Source organism: Vibrio hangzhouensis (assembly GCF_900107935.1).
GTDB lineage: Bacteria > Pseudomonadota > Gammaproteobacteria > Enterobacterales > Vibrionaceae > Vibrio > Vibrio hangzhouensis.
Genome location: NZ_FNVG01000001.1, coordinates 154347 through 171632, shown reverse-complemented (window position 1 = coordinate 171632; position 17286 = coordinate 154347). Strand labels below are relative to the sequence as shown.

Sequence of the window (17286 nt, the reverse complement as noted above, 5' to 3'; positions counted from 1 at the left end):
GGTAGTGACTACCGCGGACTGTGTACCAATACATTTCAGATGTTGTTCAGCTTTTCTTTCACAGAAAAATACCGTAAAAAAATGAGACCGAGTAAAGCTGAACAGATGGAAGCTGAGAAAATCCCAAGTTTTGCAGCATTAATTTGGTCAGGACTATAAGCCAACTCCGCTATGAACAATGCCATCGTAAAACCAATACCCGCCAACATCCCGCTCCCCAATAGCATTCCCCAATTGAGGTTTTCTGGCAGAGTCGCTAACCCGAGTCTTACTGAAATCCAGCTGAACAACACAATACCTATCGGCTTTCCGAAAACAAAACCCACGAACACGGCGAGGGAAATTGGAGACGTTAGATTTGCTCCTGTTAACGAAACCCCCGCATTGGCTAAGGCAAAAAGCGGTAGGATGATAAACCCGACCCAAGGATGAAGTAACATTTCTAAACGCTCAACTGGTGAGAGTGTTTCGCGAGCTGCGGCAGCTGCAGTCCGCAAAGCTACTCCTTCTGCGGTATTGCCACTCCACTGCTTCCTTGTAGAAGAATTCATCACAGCATGGAAAATAATGGAAAGATGTTGTTTACTCACCCACTTACTTGTGGGTGTTAATAATCCAAGAACGACACCAGTAATCGTTGGATGTAAGCCAGACATATCAACAGCTAGCCAGGTCACACCTCCCACAACAGAAAAAAGGACTAGACTACGAATCCCTAAAAAACCCATGATTCGAACAACAGCAAAGCCTATCAATGCGCAAATGATGGCTAACCAATCAATATCACTACCGTAACCAATAGCAACAACAACGATAGCGCCGATATCATCCACCACAGCCATTGATAACATGAATATGCGTAAGCTATTTGGAACACTTTGTCCTAAAAGAGCTAAACATCCGATCACAAATGCGGTGTCCGTTGCCATGACAGTGCCCCAACCATGCTGCCCGGGCTCACCAAATTGTAAAAGCAAATAGAAGAAAGAGGGAATCAGCATACCACCTAGGGCGGCAGCAATAGAAAGTACCGCCAATTTAGGGTTACGGAGTTCACCTAATATCAATTCGCGCTTGAGTTCCAATGCGATGAGAAAAAAAAACAAGGTCATTCCGGCATCATTGACCCATGTGTGTAATGAGCGCTCAAATAATAAATCACCGACAGTAATTCCCAACGGAACCTGCCAGAATTGAGAAAACTCCTCACCAAAACTCGAGTTGGCGAATACAACCGCAAGCAACGTGGAAATAAACAGCATAACGCCTGAAGCAGATTCAATATGTGTAAAACGGGTTACAGGCTGAGACAACCAATCAATATATTCTCTTGGTAGTTGAGTTAGATTGATAGTTTTTTTTTCTCGTTTACTCATTGCTTGTCAACTGTGGTACTCAAGTTTCCTTCGATGTTATTCAAAAACTTGAATAAATCGCTATGGGTAGATAAGACAAGCATTGTGTTTTCTGAAATGATGGTCGAGTAAGTCTGCATTGTTCGTGTAAACTCATAAAGGTCTCTCGCTTGAGGGCTTTTATTGTAAGCTAACGAATAAATCTCGGCGGCTTTGGCATCGGCTTGTCCGCGAATCTCTTCGACTTCCCGATAGGCTTCAGACTGGATTTTATTCAAATCTCTGATACGGTCACCACGAATCCTTGCAGCTTCCCCATTTCCTTCGGATAAAAAACGTTCTGCGATTTGTCGACGTTCACTAATCATTCGCTCATAAATTTTAGGGCGAACACTTTCATTGTAATTAATACGCTTGAATCGAATGTCGAGCAATTCAATACCAAATATCTTTATTTTTTCCGAAGCAGCAGAGAATATTTCTTGTTCTACTAGTTGTCGACCTTTTTTGATAGGAACAAGTGTGCCGATTTTTAATTCTCCTTCAGTGTCAATTAATAAGGAATCGCGTAACGGTTTTCGATTTTTGTTTGTACGAATTATTTCGATTAGTTCATGTTTTGCAACAGCATTTCGCGTCTCACTCCCCAAAATGTCGTCAAGACGAGATTGTGCACTGCGTTCATCTTTGATTCTTAAAAAGTATTGAAGTGGGTCGGTTATTCGCCACCGAGCGAATAAATCAACTGAAATATACAGCTTATCTTTTGTTGGCATATCGGAAGGGTTGCCATCCCACTCCAACACTCGTTTGTCTATAGTGTTAATTTCTTGAATGAAAGGCATTTTTATCTTCAACCCGGCATCCACAACAGGTTCTCCTATTGGCTTCCCAAACTGAGTAATAATGACCTGTTGTACTTCACTCACGGTGTAAAGTGCGTTGTATATGCTAAGAGATACACCAAAAACTAATGCGGTTATGATTCCTACTTTATTCGGTTTCATTGTGCATCTCCTTGTGTCTTGTTGAGATTGAGTAAAGGTAAAATATTGTTTGCTCGCTCATCAATGATAATTTTGGCCCGAATATTCGGTAATACAGCTTGCATGGTTTCTAAGTAGATTCTTCGTTTAGTCACTTCCGGCGCTTTAACGTACTCGGACAATAGTGCATTAAAGCGAGCTGTATCCCCTTCGGCTTCATTCACCCTTTTTAGTCGATAACCATCAGCCTCTCTGATCCTTTGATCTTTTTCTCCTAAAGCCAAAGGGATCACTTTGTTGTAATCTCGGCGAGCTTCATTAATAAGCTTTTCTTTTTCCTGTTGAGCTTGGTTCACTTCGTTAAATGATGCCTGGACAGGTTGCGGAGGGTTGATGTTTTTCAATTGCACTTGGTCAATACTTATCCCTAAGGAATATTTAGTTGATAGCGCCTGCATTTTTGAAAGAGCTTCATATTCAATTTCTTGTCGACCTATTGTGATCACTTCATCCACAGTTCTATCTCCGACGACTTCACGCATTACGGATTCAGAAACATATCGAAGAGTTTCACTAGGTTCTCGGACTTCGAACAAAAACTTAATGGGTTCAGAAATTCGATATTGAACTACCCACTCCACAAGGGCGGCATTTAAATCACCGGTGACCATTTGTGTCTCTTGGCGACGATCGTTCACTCTTGGACTTTGATTAGGATCATTAGCTCCTGGCGTCGTAAAACCAAACTCTTGTTTTAGCTGCCGCTTAACGGGCACTATTTTTACCGTGTCAATACCAAGTGGGATCTTGATGTGAAGCCCCGCAGGAACATCATTGACATACTTGCCAAAGCGTTGTATGACAGCGACAGAGTCACTTGGAACTGTATAAAATGTTGACCACAAAATAAGGGCTAAAAATAAAATAATTATTGGAGCAGAAAATCTTGAAGGTCCGCCACCTATAAGAATTTTCTTGAAGTACTGAAGAATAGTATGAAAAGCTTTATTTAATAGTGGGGGATCTTGTTGTCCTCCGCCCCAGGGGTTTCCTGAAGAATTGTTACTTGGGAGCATGAGAATGCCCTCCTGCTTTAGGCAAGGAATTTGACCTATGCAAAATTGAATGAGGTAGGAAGCGCTTAATCGACTAGAGTAAATTGTACGGAGTTTACAATTAGTCACTAAGTGTTGCCTTAGCATAGGGGAAACGCTATTTAACCTTCTAATATAACTAGAAATTAATAGTCAGTATGACTTCTTGCTTTCATATCCAAAGTTCTACAGTAACCCCTAATTACCACGCTTTTTTATCGCAAGCGTCATGCGACGTATGGTTATGTAAGAGCATACATCTTTACCTGTTTATTATAGGTGATTTATTCACGTACAAGGGTAGCTTTGGTTGTTTTTTATACAGCGATACGAGCCGTATGGTGAAGTATGGCTCGATCAACCTAAAAAGGCGGCGGTCCAAGCAAGATTCGGCGCAAATCTGATCTGGCCATAGCAGCAAGCTCGGTGTTGGACAAAAGCAACCTAGTTTCCTTTGTTTTTAACCCATCTCAGATAGCCGTCATCCTCACGCGAAAGTGAGGATCTCCTAAAGCACATAGTTAACTGAAAACAAAAGCTAAGTCACGTAAGTTGAGTTCACAGCGCGTTGTATGAGATTCCCTTTTTCAAGGGAATGATGGGTTATTATTTGGTTTAGAAACAAGAAAGGGAAAATACACTTTAGTACTTCACAAAATTATCGTTTGTAACCCGCTTTAGAAGATCATCTTGTTCAAGGAGGTGACGTTGTGTCTTTGGGGGTAACATTGGGTGGCTAGAAACGCAGTGTTGGGGCGAAGGCGAGTTAGGTCTTATCAATTATTTCACGAGTTGGCATGTAGCCTCATGGTGTCTGGCTCTAAAGGTCAAATAGCCACTGACTTGAAGACAGCATCTCGTTTGCTAAGGTCGTATAAGCTGATATGAGTTGTATTTTTAGCAACAACTAACATTCTAAAGCACGGCTTCTCGAAAATACTTTGGTCATCCCAAAATATTAACCTAGTTTTATATCGTATCAACGATCGGCTAGGAGCAAAAAAATGAAGAAATTCTACATAGACTACTGGTCCCAAAAATGGATAGACCAGAACCATTTTCCTGAGCAAGAACTAGCGTGCTTTAAAGATGGTGGTACACATGTAGCGCGGGATATCGGTGTGGCTTTCTCTGGGGGTGGTACTCGCTCGGCTGCGTGCACGTTAGGTCAGCTCAAAGCGTTACATGATCTGGGGTTAATCGACCGGGTCAAATACATTTCGGCAGTGTCCGGAGGGGGATGGGCGGCTGTTCCATATAGTTATGCCCCTAATCTAGAAACCTACTTTGGGCGGATACTTGACCCCGATGATGTCACTCGTTCGATTTGCAAAAATGTTTTGCCCAGCTCGTTTCAAAAAGCCATTACTGAATCACCGTTAGTTAAAAATCTGGTTGAGGGCGGCATCAATCTGCGTGGTGACGAAAGTTTTGCCTATTCTCTTGGGCAGGTGTTCTTAAAACCCTATGGACTGGAAAGTCCAAGCCGTTATTTTACCTTCAACGAAGAAACTATGAATCAGGCTTTGGAAGGGTTCCATGGCACCGTGAAACCAAGTTTCCACCAGGTTCGTGAGGGGGCTCCTTTCTTAATTCTTGGTGCCACGTTACTTAATGAAGATGGGCTTAGCTCGGACAAGAAATACCATGTGGAATACACCTCATATTACTCTGGTGTTCGGGTTGGGCATGTAGACGATGATTTCTGGAATCAGGATGACTACTTTGGTGGAGGGTACGTAACAAGTTGTGGCTATGATTGCAAAGGCCCCTACAAAACCACGTCTGCTGGAGAACAAGGCAAGATGTTAGTTAAGCAGGCTCCGGTGGTGGGCCTGGATTTTACCGACGAACGCGCGTTTTCGCTCAGTGATATTGTCGCTAGTACGGGGGCAGCGCCACAGGAAATCACGAGCAAACTTGGATTTGGAGCGCTAGGTTTTCCTGAATTTAACCATATCCCTCTAAACGTACCGGACGGTGAAAACCCTGTGCCTGAAGAGTATCCACATTCTGACGGCGGTCATCTGGAAAATTTAGGCATCATGCCTTTACTTGCAAGGAACGTATCGAAAGTCGTGGTTTTTGTGAATACTAAAAAACCTTTCGAACCAGACACCCAAAACCCGATCAAGAGTGGCATCAATAAGTCACTCAAGGCATTATTTGTACCGATCGATAACCTGTTTAAGTTATCGAAGTTTGATACCAATGTGGTATTCGGTAATGGTCGGAGTGAACTGTTAAATATCATCGACCAGTTTACCCGACAGGTAGAAGAGGAAGCGAGTAGCGGTGAGTATGTGGCTCAAAAAGCTCTGTATGCTACAACACAATTGACGACGATTGAAAATCGCCACTACGGCATTAAGGCCGGTCATCGTGTTGAGGTTACCTGGGTCTACAATTGCCGCAGTAAAGAGTGGGAAAATGCACTCGGTGAGCAAGAGCTAGCGAAGACACTGGCGAAAAAGAAAAGGCTAATTGGCAATCAGGATGGGCTTGAGGACTTTCCTCATTACGGTACTTTTTTCGAGAATTTGCGTGGCGTAGTTGAACTTACGCCGTTACAAACCAACCTGTTGATCAACCTTTCTTACTGGGTCACGAAAAAAGCACTGGCAGAACTAGCCAATGAATAGATACCACTATTCAGTGCTTTGATAGCCTATAAGATCGCAACAAACTTGCCATCAACTAAGCAGTACATCGGCAAGTTTGTTGGTCACGCCTCCAATCCAGCCTCCATCGACACGAATATCAGTCCCGGTAATGTACTGACTCGCATCGCTCGCGATAAAGTGGTAGTTCCCCAGAAGTTGAGTGACATCTGCAGGTTTACCTAAGGCAGTGAGAGCCCTACACAAAATCGCCTCTGGCCCATCTTCTTGAGTTTTCCAGACCATTTTGACCAGAATAGGTTGGTCACCATATACCCCCGATGACGTGACCAAAACGTAATCGAATGGAAAGAGATGTGTTATTCGGTGATACCCAAGAGTGGTCATATTTTATCGTATTTATTTTCCCTTTTTGCCGGAGGACATTCGAAGGTAGTGAATTCAGCTACTACTGCATTAGTGTGAATCTAAGAATTGCTAAATCTGTTCAACGTATCAATTTTGGTAAAAAAATCCGCACGTTTGAATAAATATTCTACGCTTATCATTAAGTTAGCCCGAGGCTTAATCGGAATGGCTTTATGGATGAATATAAAGATAAGTTAGGAGAAGTGGATGAAAGGCTTAAAAACGATAATTGCTACGTCGTTGGTGTTAACGGGCTTTGTTGCAACAGAGGTGGAAGCTGCGACTGAGTGGAATGTATCACTTTGGGGTAAGCGACGGGCTTTTACAGAGAATGTAGAAAAACTAGCCGAGCTTGTTGAAGCTAAGACCAATGGGGAATTCAAACTAAAGCTTTCATACGGCGGATTGTCCAAGGCACGTGAAAATCTCGATGGTATTTCGTTTGGTGCATTTGAAATGGCTCAGTTCTGTTCTTTCTACCACACCGACAAAAACCCGACGATTACGGTGACAGAATTACCGTTCTCCCTGGACGTTTCTTTGGCTAGGGTCGGTGAGATCTATATGGCGGTTTTCAATCATCCTGAAGTTAAGAAAGATCTCGCGCGTTGGAACGCCACTTTGCTTATGCCTACGCCACTGCCTCAATATAACATTGCGAGTAAAAGCGATCAGTTAGCGAAGCTTGAGGACTTTGAAGGGCTGAGGGTCCGTGGTCCAGGTGGCATCATGAATGTACTGAGCAAACTTGGTGCAGTTAAGACCAGCGTGCCGTTTTCTGAGGTGAGGCAGTCGATGGATTCGGGTGTTATTGATGCCGCGTCATTTGCCCCTCATGCCCATCTGGCCACGAACACATACAAAGTCGCGAATTGGGTAACCACTAATCTGAATTTGGGTTCTGCAAACTGTCCGGTTGTAGTTAACACTGAAGCGCTAGAAATGTTGAAACCAGCACACAGAGAAGCGTTATTAACTTCCGTTGATGAAGCGCTGGATTTCTATGTTCAGAACTATGAGCAAAATACCACGGCTAAGTTCGATAAAGCGATCGAGCAAGAAGGCGTGATGCAGGTGACCTTTACCCCAGAGCAGACTAAGCAGCTCAATGAACTTGCGGCTTCTGTTCGTCAGGATTGGGTGAAAAAGTATAAAGGAAACTTTGATTCACAGGCACTTCTTGAGTTTACCGCTGAGCAATTCAGTCAATAATAGCCATTGCCCTTCCATGTTTGCGCCGGTTAATGACCGGCGCATATTCAATTTTCGAGATACCAAAAGGATGTAAGGTATGTCAGCGTCAGTACTTCACGACGATACGTCACTTAGCAAAGCAGACCGGTGGTTTTTTCGACTCGAGTCGTTGTTAAATTTGATCGCCGGACTGGTCATTATTTCTCTGGTTGCACTCGCGACTGTCAACATTTTGGGACGTTGGCTGTTTTCAGCTCCAATTAGTGGTTACATCGATTGGGTTGAACAGGCAATGGCATTCATCGCTTTTCTAGGGATTGCCTATACACAACGCTTAGGTGGCCATATCCGAATGGATATCGTTATTGGCCGGATGCATGGACGATGGCTGTGGTTTACGGAGTTGCTTACCACGCTATTAATGCTGTTGGTTACAGTGGTACTTATCTATGGCTCATATCTTCATTTCTGGCGAGCTTATTCTATCGGTGACTCTTCACTCGATATCAACCTCCCAACATGGCCTGCAAAGCTGGTGGTACCCGTTGCTTTGACGGTCTTGGCACTGCGTTTAATTCTTCAGATATGGGGTTATGGACGGGCCATACGAAAGGGAGGCGATGCGCCAATAGCGGTTCCTTTAATAGAGACTGCAGCCGATGTCGCAGCAAAAGAGGCAGAAAGCGTAACTGGTGAAGAAGAATCGGTGGATAAAAAATGACGCAACTATTAGAAACAATGGCCAGCATGGACTCTACCGAAATCGGTTTGTGGGTGTCTGGCGCGATGTTAGTGTTTGTGGTTCTGGGAGTAAGAGTGGCTTTTGCCGCCGCCATTGCTGGTTTTCTGGGGCTGCTGTGGATATTTTCCGCCAAATTGGGGTTCGAGAGAGGGTTTCTTGTCGCGGTAAAAATGGCAGGTACTATTCCACACTCTAAAGTTTCCTCGCTGGCGCTTTCGCTTATACCTACGTTTATCCTAATCGGGTTTCTGGCCTACCATGCTGGACTAACACGGTCACTGTTTGAAGCGGCTAAGCGCTGGGTTGGTTGGTTGCCGGGTGGAATGGGCGTGGCGACAGTTTTCTCGACCGCAGGTTTTGCCGCGGTATCCGGAGCATCTGTAGCTACGTCGGCGGTTTTTGCCAGGATTGCGGTACCGGAAATGCTTAAACTCGGCTATGACAAACGCTTTGCCGCAGGAGTCGTAGCAGCGGGCGGTACGCTGGCCTCGTTGATCCCACCTTCAGCTATCTTGGTCATTTACGCCATTATCGTCGAGCAGGATGTAGGCGCATTGTTGATGGCTGGCTTTATTCCGGGTGCCGTGTCTGCTCTTATTTATGGTGGGCTAGTGGTCTTTTTGGCGCTAACACGTAAAGACTTTGGTCCTCCGATTAAAGGCTATACCTGGAAACAACGGTTTGAATCTGTACCCGGAGCTTTGCCGATATTTGCCGTTATCGGCATTATTGTCGTGTGTATCTATGGTGGTGTTGGCACGCCTACCGAAGCTGGCGCATTGGGGGCGTCTATCATTTTGGTCATAGCGCTTTATCATGGCAGTCGCTGGAAAGAGATCAAGAGCTCTTTGATGGAGACCGCGAAATTATCAGCGATGATATTTGCCATCATTTGGGGGGTGCTCATATACGTGCGCTTTCTTGGCTTTGCCGACCTGCCAACGGTCTTTTCAGATTGGATTGTCAGTTTAGAGCAGAGCCCTATGTTGACCTTACTGTTGATACTTTGTGCCTATGCGGTACTTGGCATGTTTATGGATGCGATAGGTATGCTACTGCTGACGTTACCCGTAGTCTATCCAGCAGTGATAGCCTTAAACGGGGGCGCTGATGTTGCTGCGGTGGATTCAGCCTTTGGCGTTTCGGGAGTAGGGTGCGCCATATGGTTTGGCATCATTGTGGTCAAAATGGCAGAGCTGTGTTTGATCACACCGCCTATTGGATTAAACTGCTTCGTAGTGGCTGGAGTAAGGCCGGAATGTTCGGTACAGGATGTCTTTCGTGGCTGCCTGCCATTTTTCGTCGCTGATGTGATCACAATAGCAGTGCTAATTGTTATGCCTGGTATTGTTCTCTGGTTGCCTGGCTTAATTGGCTATGCCTAAATAATATGGAAAACGCTATGTCCTCAAACAACCTGTATACTGCCATTCCTGATGTTGTGCCTGAAGAGTTGTTTGAGGATATACAGACCGGAAGCTGTGTACGAATTGAACGAATAGTCTCTGACGGCCATTCAACACCGGAAGGCGATTGGTATGATCAGGAGGAGCATGAATGGGTGTCGGTGTTAAAGGGGGAAGGGGTGATTGAGTATGAAAGTGGGAACCAAGTAGTGCTTAGAGAAGGCGACTACATCAACATTCCTGCTCATGTCAAACACAGAGTGAAATCCACTTCCGCCACTGAGAAAACCATCTGGCTCGCCGTTTTTTATCGGGATTAGAACCCGGTGGAATACTTTGCCTCGATTTCGGCGATTCGCTGTTTAATGTCGGTGAGTTGCTGATTGAGTTTTAGCAGCTCTGATTTATCTTTTGCCGTCATAGGCATTCTAACTGTACCCACACCGCAGGCGTCTCTCGTGCCTTTACTAAATCTCGAAAACCCTCTTAGCGGCACTGTATAGTCTATAAACTGGCTCTCCTGCTCATTGGAAACCCTTACCGCTACCTGCAAACCTTTTCGACTCTGAAGAATCAGTTGATTGAGCATAGGTAAGTTCTCTTTGTGCGCTCGCACAAAGCCAGACTTTTTGGTGTTGGAAAACAATTGCCCCTGGAAACGAATCGGGTCATAGTTATCTACTTTGAAGGCGATACTGATGGGGGCGTTGTAGTCTTCAAGTTCGGTGGCAAACCCAACCGTGACCAGCAGCTTTTCTCGGCTGTCGCAACGGATCCCATAGGTAGCGTATTCATTACCTATAACATCGCCGAAACCCCAGGCTCTGTGGGTCTCTACACCGTCAAATTTGTCAATGGTGTGTTCATTAAACCAGTTAGCACTGGTAGTAGTTGATATCAGAAGAGTCAGAGACAGAGCTACCGCAGACCGCATTCATTTCTCCCTGTTACGAATGATTTGTTGGCAATTTGACTTGAGTGTCTTTAAGATTAGCGGTGTTATAACCAATTGACTAGTCACAAAATTAAGATGTTAGAGAAAGAAAACCTTATTAAGTTGGCGCGCATGCAAATGCCGTTTGGCAAATACGCAGGCCGAGTCCTCATTGATCTGCCGGAGGAGTACTTATTGTGGTTTGATAAGAAAGGCTTCCCAAACGGCGAACTTGGTGACCTGTTGAAGCTTTGCCTTGCGTTAAAGATTGAAGGGCTTGATAGTGTTGTTAAGCCGTTAAAGCGAATGTAACCTGTCACAGCGCCCCTTAAGTTCTTCCGCGACACAAGGTGTCGTTTTGCCCCATTCTTTGTTTCAAGTAAGTATTACGTAAAACCACTGTCATCCCCTTTAAAAAAGGGGTCCTCATACAGCGCGTTGTGAACGCAATTTGCGCGACTTAGTCATTATTTTTCAATTAGCTACGCGCTTTGGGAGATCCTCACTTGCGTGAGGATGACGCCTTTTTAATTGGAGACGACACTAGGAAAGCTCCTTTTTTTTTCTATACCCAAAAATAACCCCGTCATCCCCTTGAAAAAGGGGATCTCATTTAGCGTGCTGTGAACGTGATTTACGCGATGTAGTCATTATTTTTCAATTAGCTACGCGCTCTGTGAGATCCTCACTTGCGTGAGGATGACGGCATTCTGGGGGAAGTTAAAAAAAGGAGACTATATTGCTTTTGTCCAAAAGCGTGTTAGCACTAGAGTGATGACAGCTATAGTGATAACACCTGTCCCCCAGGCATAGTTTCACTCCAGGATCATCAAAACTTTTCGGCCGTTACCCATAGCGAAATGCAAATTACACTTGAGAGGCGGCTGAATAGGGCATCATCTACATTCTTTGCTGCCGACATCTGGTCGGCATTTCTTGCCGCTTTTGCTATGACTCTCTCGGTTCTCTTTTACAGCATATCTTGGCGCCCAACGGGCTAGAAGGATAGTGTGCCAGGACTTGTTGTGATCATAGATTTTAGATAAAGACTCACCAAATAAACTGAATGTCGTTAGCTCATTGTTAATCGGGCAATACTTAATATCGTTGGTGTTGGCCTCATGGGCCTTTTTTGCTCTGTCATGAAGCAACCTAGCAATGATGACAAGTTACATGGTTTCTTCACTGAACACGTAACTCTTGACGGTATCTACAGCGACCTTAGTTACTTTAATCGAGTGCTCAAGTAGCCCATGCGGGTAAGCATGATGATTTTTGCTGCTAGCGGAAATGGTGAGAAATGCCATAAATAAAGTATCGTTGTTAGCTAGAACCTCAAAAACAAACGCAATATGGGGTTGGTAACTCCGGTTGTAAAGGCGTACAGCTCTTTGTAGTTTTTACCCAAAATTAGGGTGGCTAACGGATGGTGAAACAGAATATATTTTGCACTCTAAACATTTGTTCACATCTGAATTCACAACGTAATTGGTGCGCCACCTAAGAGCTTGTCTGTTTGAGTTGGTTGTCAGGATTGTGTCTAAGTGACTGATATTAAATGCTTGATGTGCTTTGTTAAAATTATTCACGCACGCCAGTGTGTGATTTTGACAGGTTTTATGCATGTTACATTCTTTAGTGCTATTAGTGTTTTTTGACGTTGTTAGATCGATTTTTTTAGATAAATAGTTTGAGATCTAAATAGTTTTGAGGCATTTTATATTTAATTGAACGTTCAATAAAAAAAGAAAAGGGACTCAAAATGCCGAAAGTTGGCATGCCAGAAATCAGGAAACCTCAGCTTGTCAAAGCAACGATGGCGGTCATTGATCGTGTCGGTTTGCATGGCGCAAGCATTGCGTTGATCAGCAAAGAAGCGGGGGTGTCGACGGGGATCATTAACCACTATTTTGGTGGTAAACATGGTTTGCTAGAAGAGACGATGCGCGAGATTCTTCGTCAGCATTCGTCCACCATCATGGCAAAGCTGGTCAAGCTACCCAAGGAGGCGCATCAGCAGCGAATTATTGCGATTGTCGATGGAAACTTTGTCGGCTTTCAGGCAGAAAATCAAGTGGCTAAGACATGGCTAGCGTTTTGGTCGTACTCAATGCACGACGATAAGTTGAAACGCCTTCAGCATGTGAATGAAAAGCGCTTGATTTCCCACCTTAGAATTGAACTCAAAGGGCTTCTTGACGCTCACCAAGCAGAAATTGTTGCTCATGGTATTGCGGCTTTGATTGATGGTATTTGGCTACGTGGCACGCTCAACCCACAAGGCATAGATGCAGATAAAGCACGAGAGATCATCAACGACTACCTCGACAAGCAACTTACTTTCTACTCCCAAAAATAACTTTAAAGTCAGATCTTCAAATGGATATGAAAACATTATTTATCGATGGTAAAGCGCAGTCAGCGACGTCTGGTGAAAGCTTTGTTACCTACAACCCTGCGAACGGTGAACCGCTAGCGACCATTGGGATTGCAAGTCAGCAAGATCTAGAACATGCGATCGAGTCAGCGAAGCGAGGCTTTAGGGCCTGGTCAGCAATGAGCCCAATCGAGCGCAGCCGTATTTTGCTAAACGCGGTGTCGATTCTGCGTGAACGCAATGATGAACTGGCTGCTCTTGAAGTGGCAGACACAGGAAAGCCTCTGCAAGAAGCGATTGAAGTTGATATTGCAACCGGAGCGGATGTAATTGAATACTTTGCGGGCTTAGTACCAGCGATGCAGGGTGAGCAGCAGCCACTCAGTGAAAGCCAGTTTTTCTACACTCGTCGTGAGCCTTTAGGCATTTGTGCTGGTATTGGTGCGTGGAACTACCCAATTCAAATTGCAATGTGGAAATCAGCGCCAGCACTAGCGGCCGGTAATGCCATGATTTTCAAACCATCAGAAGAAACACCGCTTAGCGCACTTAAACTAGCGGAAATATTTACGGAAGCTGGATTGCCTGATGGCGTGTTCAACGTTGTTCAAGGTGATCACCGTGTTGGACAAATGATTACAGCTCACCCTGATATCGCCAAGGTTTCTTTCACTGGTGAATCAGGTACAGGCAAGCAGGTGATGGCTGACAGCGCCAAAACACTCAAGCAAGTAACGATGGAGCTTGGTGGTAAGTCACCAATGATCGTATTTGATGATGCCAAGTTGGATGATGCGGTCTCTGCTGCGATGGTCGCTAACTTCTACACTCAAGGCGAAGTATGTACCAATGGTACACGTGTGTTTGTTCACGAATTGATTTATCCGCAATTCATTGAGCAACTTAAAGTGCGCACTGAAAAACTTGTTGTGGGTAATCCAATGGATATGGATACCCAGATTGGCGCCCTTATTTCTAAAGATCATTTAGGCAAAGTTCTGCTAGCCATTGAAAGTGCTAAGCAAAGCGGAGCAACGCTTCTCACGGGTGGTTATCAAGTGACAGGCAACGGCCTAGCAAGCGGTAACTTTGTTACGCCAACCGTATTTGTTGATTGTGATGACACCATGCCACACGTTCAGCAAGAAATCTTTGGCCCTGTCATGTCGGTACTTTCCTTCAATGATGAACAAGACGTCATTGAACGAGCGAACGCCACTGATTACGGTTTAGCGGCGGGCGTATTTACCCAAAACCTTTCTCGTGCTCACCGTGTTATTCACCAAATGCAGGCTGGCATTTGTTGGGTCAACACTTGGGGAGACTCTCCTGCTGAAATGCCGGTAGGTGGCTACAAGCACTCAGGTATTGGTCGTGAAAATGGCCCAGAAACTTTGAAGCACTACACCCAGACCAAGAGTGTATTGGTTGAGCTTGGTGATTACGCCAGCCCTTACGCCTAACTGAAATCACGGAGATATTAAATGATGCAACGCTACGATTATATTATCGTCGGCGCAGGTTCGGCCGGCTGTGTGTTGGCGGATCGGCTGAGTGAAAGTGGTCAACATCAGGTTCTACTGCTTGAAGCGGGCGGTACCGATAAGAGCATTTTCATCCAAATGCCTACGGCACTTTCTTATCCAATGAATACCGAAAAGTATGCTTGGCAGTTCGAAACGGTTGCGGAAAAAGGACTCGATGGTCGTCAGCTTCATTGTCCACGTGGCAAGGTATTAGGTGGCAGCTCATCTATTAATGGGATGGTTTATGTCCGTGGGCATGCGTGTGACTTTGATGAGTGGGAAGCGCACGGGGCAAAGGATTGGAACTATCAATCTTGCCTGCCTTATTTCCGCAAGGCTGAAAGCTGGATCGGCGGTGAAGATAATTACCGTGGTGGTGATGGCCCAGTGGGTACCTGCAATGGCAATGACATGAAGCGCAACCCACTTTACCAAGCGTTCATTGATGCAGGCAAAGAAGCGGGCTATCCCGAAACCAAAGACTACAACGGTTATCAGCAAGAAGGCTTTGGCCCAATGCACATGACGGTTGATGGCGGTGTGCGAGCTTCGACTTCCAACGCCTACTTAAGGCGTGCGCTAAAACGCCCTAATCTGACTCTCATCAAAGGTGTCGTTGTACATAAAGTCCTAATTGAAAACAAGCGTGCGTTAGGGGTTGAGTACGAAAAGTCTGGTGCTGTTAAGCAAGCATTCGCCAATAAAGAAGTGATTTCGAGTGCTGGTTCAGTAGGTTCGGTTCAGCTGTTGCAACTTTCTGGTATTGGACCAAAGAAGGTGTTGCAACAAGCGGGCGTTGAGCTAATTCATGAATTGCCGGGTGTGGGTGAAAACCTGCAAGACCACCTTGAAGTTTATTTCCAATATCACTGTTCACAGCCAATCACGTTGAACAGTAAACTCGGTCTGATCAGTAAAGGTTTGATCGGAACAGAATGGATACTAACTCGCAAAGGCTTAGGGGCGACCAACCACTTTGAATCATGTGCGTTTATCCGTTCTCGAGAAGGGTTGAAATGGCCAAACATTCAGTACCACTTCTTGCCAGCGGCGATGCGTTACGATGGTCAAGCAGCGTTTGATGGTCATGGCTTCCAAGTTCACGTTGGGCCAAACAAACCCGAAAGCCGAGGTTCAATTGCAATTACCTCTGCTAACCCTAACGATAAACCCAAGATCGAATTTAACTACATCTCGACCGAGCAAGATAAGCAAGATTGGCGAGACTGTATTCGCCTTACTCGTGAAATTTTGATGCAACCCGCTATGGATGACTACCGCGGTGAAGAAATTCAACCAGGAGCAGACATTTCGAGCGATGAAGCCATCGACCAGTGGGTGAAGGAGAGCGTGGAAAGTGCTTATCACCCATCGTGTAGCTGCAAAATGGGCGCAGATGATGACCCAATGGCAGTGCTAGATGAGGCGTGTCGTGTTCGAGGAATGCAAGGTTTGCGTGTGGTTGATTCATCAATCTTCCCAACGATCCCTAACGGCAACCTCAATGCGCCGACCATCATGGTGGCAGAACGTGCCGCTGACATGATTCTAGGTAAACCAATGCTTGAATCGACCAATCAGCCCGTTTGGATTGCACCAGACTGGCATCAGAAGCAACGAACTAATGCTCCACTTAGAGAGCTAGATTAATCCCTAAAGTCAGTAATTATTACAAGGAATACACCATGTCTATGATGACAAAAACACTCTCTACCATCGCTTTAAGCAGCCTTGCGATGAACGCTTATGCCAATCAATGTGAAACCGTTCGTTTTGCTGACGTAGGCTGGACAGATATCACCGCAACAACGGCTGTGACGTCTGAGATACTTAAAGGCCTGGGTTATCAAACCAAAACTGATTTACTGTCTGTTCCTGTTACCTACTCCTCAATGGCGAACGGTGATATCGATATCTTCCTTGGCAACTGGATGCCAACCATGGAGGGAGATATCGCTAAATACCGTGAAGCTGGCACTGTTGAAACGGTTCGAGCCAACTTAGAAGGGGCAAAATACACATTGGCTGTACCTAAGTATGTTTACGAAGCAGGCGTAACGAGCTTTGCGGACCTGGCTAAGCATAGCGATAAATTCAAAGATCGTATCTATGGCATCGAGCCAGGTAATGATGGCAACCGCCTAATTCAATCAATGATCGACAGTGATGCATTCGGCCTAAAAGAGTTTAGCCTAGTTGAATCAAGCGAAGCGGGCATGGTGTCGCAGGTATCTCGTGCAGTGCGTCGTAATCAGTGGATTGTCTACCTTGGTTGGGCTCCGCACCCAATGAACAGCAATATCGAAATGGCTTACCTAGACGGTGGTGATGACTTTTTTGGTCCAAATTACGGCGGCGCCAATGTTTACACCAACGTACGTAAAGACTACCTAAATGAGTGTCAAAATGTCGGCAACTTGCTTAAAAACCTAGAATTCAGCTTAGAAATGGAAAACGAGCTGATGGAAGCTATCTTGAACCAAAATGTGAAACCTGCCAAAGCAGCTCAAGAGTGGTTAAAAGCGAACCCGCAACAAGTTGAATCCTGGCTAGAAGGTGTGAAAACAATGAATGGTGAAGATGCACAAGGCGCTGTAACCCGCTACATCAATTCAAACGCTTAATTAATGATGTGCTAGGTGG

General features: G+C 45.1%; 16 protein-coding genes. 10 read left to right on the top strand and 6 right to left on the bottom strand.

All coding sequences use genetic code 11. The annotated features are described in order from the left end of the window. Nucleotides 1–35: 35 nt before the first annotated feature. Genes nhaA through hflK form a run of 3 tightly spaced genes read right to left on the bottom strand, consistent with a single transcriptional unit; the run spans nucleotide 36 to nucleotide 3417 of the window. Nucleotides 36–1376, bottom strand: coding sequence for a Na+/H+ antiporter NhaA (gene nhaA / locus C4S60_RS00755; protein WP_103878405.1), 1341 nt, complete (start codon nucleotides 1374–1376; stop codon nucleotides 36–38). Further along, nucleotides 1373–2362 (bottom strand): protease modulator HflC, encoded by a 990-nt coding sequence (gene hflC, locus C4S60_RS00750; RefSeq protein ID WP_103878404.1) that lies wholly within the window; start codon nucleotides 2360–2362, stop codon nucleotides 1373–1375. The genes nhaA and hflC overlap by 4 nt, the downstream gene beginning before the upstream one ends. Next, nucleotides 2359–3417, bottom strand: a complete 1059-nt coding sequence (gene hflK, locus C4S60_RS00745; RefSeq protein WP_103878403.1) for an FtsH protease activity modulator HflK — start codon at nucleotides 3415–3417, stop codon at nucleotides 2359–2361. The genes hflC and hflK overlap by 4 nt, the downstream gene beginning before the upstream one ends. A 1022-nt stretch (nucleotides 3418–4439) precedes the next feature. On the opposite strand from hflK, the gene C4S60_RS00740 reads away from it, so the two are divergent. Next, nucleotides 4440–6077 carry a patatin-like phospholipase family protein gene (locus C4S60_RS00740; RefSeq protein ID WP_103878402.1) on the top strand — a complete coding sequence of 546 codons (1638 nt, stop codon included), beginning with the start codon at nucleotides 4440–4442 and terminating at the stop codon, nucleotides 6075–6077. A 51-nt stretch (nucleotides 6078–6128) separates the two neighbouring features. Here the strand turns inward: C4S60_RS00740 and C4S60_RS00735 are convergent, their stop codons facing one another. Then, nucleotides 6129–6443 carry an SDR family oxidoreductase gene (locus tag C4S60_RS00735; protein ID WP_103878401.1) on the bottom strand — a complete coding sequence of 105 codons (315 nt, stop codon included), beginning with the start codon at nucleotides 6441–6443 and terminating at the stop codon, nucleotides 6129–6131. Nucleotides 6444–6671: 228 nt separating this feature from the next. On the opposite strand from C4S60_RS00735, the gene C4S60_RS00730 reads away from it, so the two are divergent. The 4 genes from C4S60_RS00730 to C4S60_RS00715 all read left to right on the top strand — a co-directional run bounded on the left by C4S60_RS00730 (nucleotide 6672) and on the right by C4S60_RS00715 (nucleotide 10126). Continuing rightward, complete coding sequence (locus tag C4S60_RS00730; RefSeq protein WP_103878400.1) at nucleotides 6672–7676, top strand: C4-dicarboxylate TRAP transporter substrate-binding protein; 1005 nt, start codon at nucleotides 6672–6674, stop codon at nucleotides 7674–7676. 79 nt (nucleotides 7677–7755) lie between these two features. Next, nucleotides 7756–8379 carry a TRAP transporter small permease subunit gene (locus C4S60_RS00725; RefSeq protein ID WP_103878399.1) on the top strand — a complete coding sequence of 208 codons (624 nt, stop codon included), beginning with the start codon at nucleotides 7756–7758 and terminating at the stop codon, nucleotides 8377–8379. Continuing rightward, a complete protein-coding gene (locus C4S60_RS00720) occupies nucleotides 8376–9785 on the top strand; it encodes a TRAP transporter large permease (protein WP_208623225.1) in 1410 nt (469 codons plus the stop codon). The genes C4S60_RS00725 and C4S60_RS00720 overlap by 4 nt, the downstream gene beginning before the upstream one ends. Before the next feature lie 17 nt (nucleotides 9786–9802). Beyond that, entirely contained in the window at nucleotides 9803–10126 is a 324-nt protein-coding gene (locus tag C4S60_RS00715) for a cupin domain-containing protein (RefSeq protein WP_103878398.1), read from the top strand. Here C4S60_RS00715 and C4S60_RS00710 read toward each other — a convergent pair. Continuing rightward, nucleotides 10123–10740: a hypothetical protein gene (locus C4S60_RS00710; RefSeq protein ID WP_103878397.1), complete on the bottom strand. Its 618-nt coding sequence runs from the start codon at nucleotides 10738–10740 to the stop codon at nucleotides 10123–10125. The two genes, C4S60_RS00715 and C4S60_RS00710, sit on opposite strands and share 4 nt — an antisense overlap. Before the next feature lie 96 nt (nucleotides 10741–10836). Between C4S60_RS00710 and C4S60_RS00705 the strand changes: the two genes are divergently transcribed. After that, nucleotides 10837–11052 (top strand): DUF3820 family protein, encoded by a 216-nt coding sequence (locus C4S60_RS00705; protein WP_004748751.1) that lies wholly within the window; start codon nucleotides 10837–10839, stop codon nucleotides 11050–11052. Between the two features lie 857 nt (nucleotides 11053–11909). On the opposite strand, the gene C4S60_RS23405 is transcribed toward C4S60_RS00705, so the two are convergent. Continuing rightward, nucleotides 11910–12047: a TraI domain-containing protein gene (locus C4S60_RS23405; protein WP_146060830.1), complete on the bottom strand. Its 138-nt coding sequence runs from the start codon at nucleotides 12045–12047 to the stop codon at nucleotides 11910–11912. 455 nt (nucleotides 12048–12502) lie between these two features. Here C4S60_RS23405 and betI point away from each other — a divergent pair, with 455 nt between their 5' ends. The 4 genes from betI to C4S60_RS00685 are packed head-to-tail and all read left to right on the top strand — an operon-like array spanning nucleotide 12503 to nucleotide 17267. After that, nucleotides 12503–13099, top strand: coding sequence for a transcriptional regulator BetI (betI, locus tag C4S60_RS00700; protein WP_103878396.1), 597 nt, complete (start codon nucleotides 12503–12505; stop codon nucleotides 13097–13099). Nucleotides 13100–13119: 20 nt separating this feature from the next. After that, nucleotides 13120–14580, top strand: a complete 1461-nt coding sequence (betB, locus tag C4S60_RS00695; RefSeq protein WP_103878395.1) for a betaine-aldehyde dehydrogenase — start codon at nucleotides 13120–13122, stop codon at nucleotides 14578–14580. A 21-nt stretch (nucleotides 14581–14601) separates the two neighbouring features. After that, entirely contained in the window at nucleotides 14602–16293 is a 1692-nt protein-coding gene (gene betA, locus C4S60_RS00690; protein WP_103878394.1) for a choline dehydrogenase, read from the top strand. Nucleotides 16294–16328: 35 nt separating this feature from the next. Beyond that, nucleotides 16329–17267 (top strand): choline ABC transporter substrate-binding protein, encoded by a 939-nt coding sequence (locus C4S60_RS00685; RefSeq protein WP_103878393.1) that lies wholly within the window; start codon nucleotides 16329–16331, stop codon nucleotides 17265–17267. Nucleotides 17268–17286 lie beyond the last annotated feature (19 nt).

What these genes read in the sequence shown, in the direction of transcription:
- nhaA (WP_103878405.1), bottom strand. Translation starts at nt 1,376, where the DNA reads ATGAGTAAACGAGAAAAAAAAACTATCAATCTAACTCAACTACCAAGA.
- hflC (WP_103878404.1), bottom strand. Translation starts at nt 2,362, where the DNA reads ATGAAACCGAATAAAGTAGGAATCATAACCGCATTAGTTTTTGGTGTA.
- hflK (WP_103878403.1), bottom strand. Translation starts at nt 3,417, where the DNA reads ATGCTCCCAAGTAACAATTCTTCAGGAAACCCCTGGGGCGGAGGACAA.
- C4S60_RS00740 (WP_103878402.1), top strand. Translation starts at nt 4,440, where the DNA reads ATGAAGAAATTCTACATAGACTACTGGTCCCAAAAATGGATAGACCAG.
- C4S60_RS00735 (WP_103878401.1), bottom strand. Translation starts at nt 6,443, where the DNA reads ATGACCACTCTTGGGTATCACCGAATAACACATCTCTTTCCATTCGAT.
- C4S60_RS00730 (WP_103878400.1), top strand. Translation starts at nt 6,672, where the DNA reads ATGAAAGGCTTAAAAACGATAATTGCTACGTCGTTGGTGTTAACGGGC.
- C4S60_RS00725 (WP_103878399.1), top strand. Translation starts at nt 7,756, where the DNA reads ATGTCAGCGTCAGTACTTCACGACGATACGTCACTTAGCAAAGCAGAC.
- C4S60_RS00720 (WP_208623225.1), top strand. Translation starts at nt 8,376, where the DNA reads ATGACGCAACTATTAGAAACAATGGCCAGCATGGACTCTACCGAAATC.
- C4S60_RS00715 (WP_103878398.1), top strand. Translation starts at nt 9,803, where the DNA reads ATGTCCTCAAACAACCTGTATACTGCCATTCCTGATGTTGTGCCTGAA.
- C4S60_RS00710 (WP_103878397.1), bottom strand. Translation starts at nt 10,740, where the DNA reads ATGCGGTCTGCGGTAGCTCTGTCTCTGACTCTTCTGATATCAACTACT.
- C4S60_RS00705 (WP_004748751.1), top strand. Translation starts at nt 10,837, where the DNA reads ATGTTAGAGAAAGAAAACCTTATTAAGTTGGCGCGCATGCAAATGCCG.
- C4S60_RS23405 (WP_146060830.1), bottom strand. Translation starts at nt 12,047, where the DNA reads ATGGCATTTCTCACCATTTCCGCTAGCAGCAAAAATCATCATGCTTAC.
- betI (WP_103878396.1), top strand. Translation starts at nt 12,503, where the DNA reads ATGCCGAAAGTTGGCATGCCAGAAATCAGGAAACCTCAGCTTGTCAAA.
- betB (WP_103878395.1), top strand. Translation starts at nt 13,120, where the DNA reads ATGGATATGAAAACATTATTTATCGATGGTAAAGCGCAGTCAGCGACG.
- betA (WP_103878394.1), top strand. Translation starts at nt 14,602, where the DNA reads ATGATGCAACGCTACGATTATATTATCGTCGGCGCAGGTTCGGCCGGC.
- C4S60_RS00685 (WP_103878393.1), top strand. Translation starts at nt 16,329, where the DNA reads ATGTCTATGATGACAAAAACACTCTCTACCATCGCTTTAAGCAGCCTT.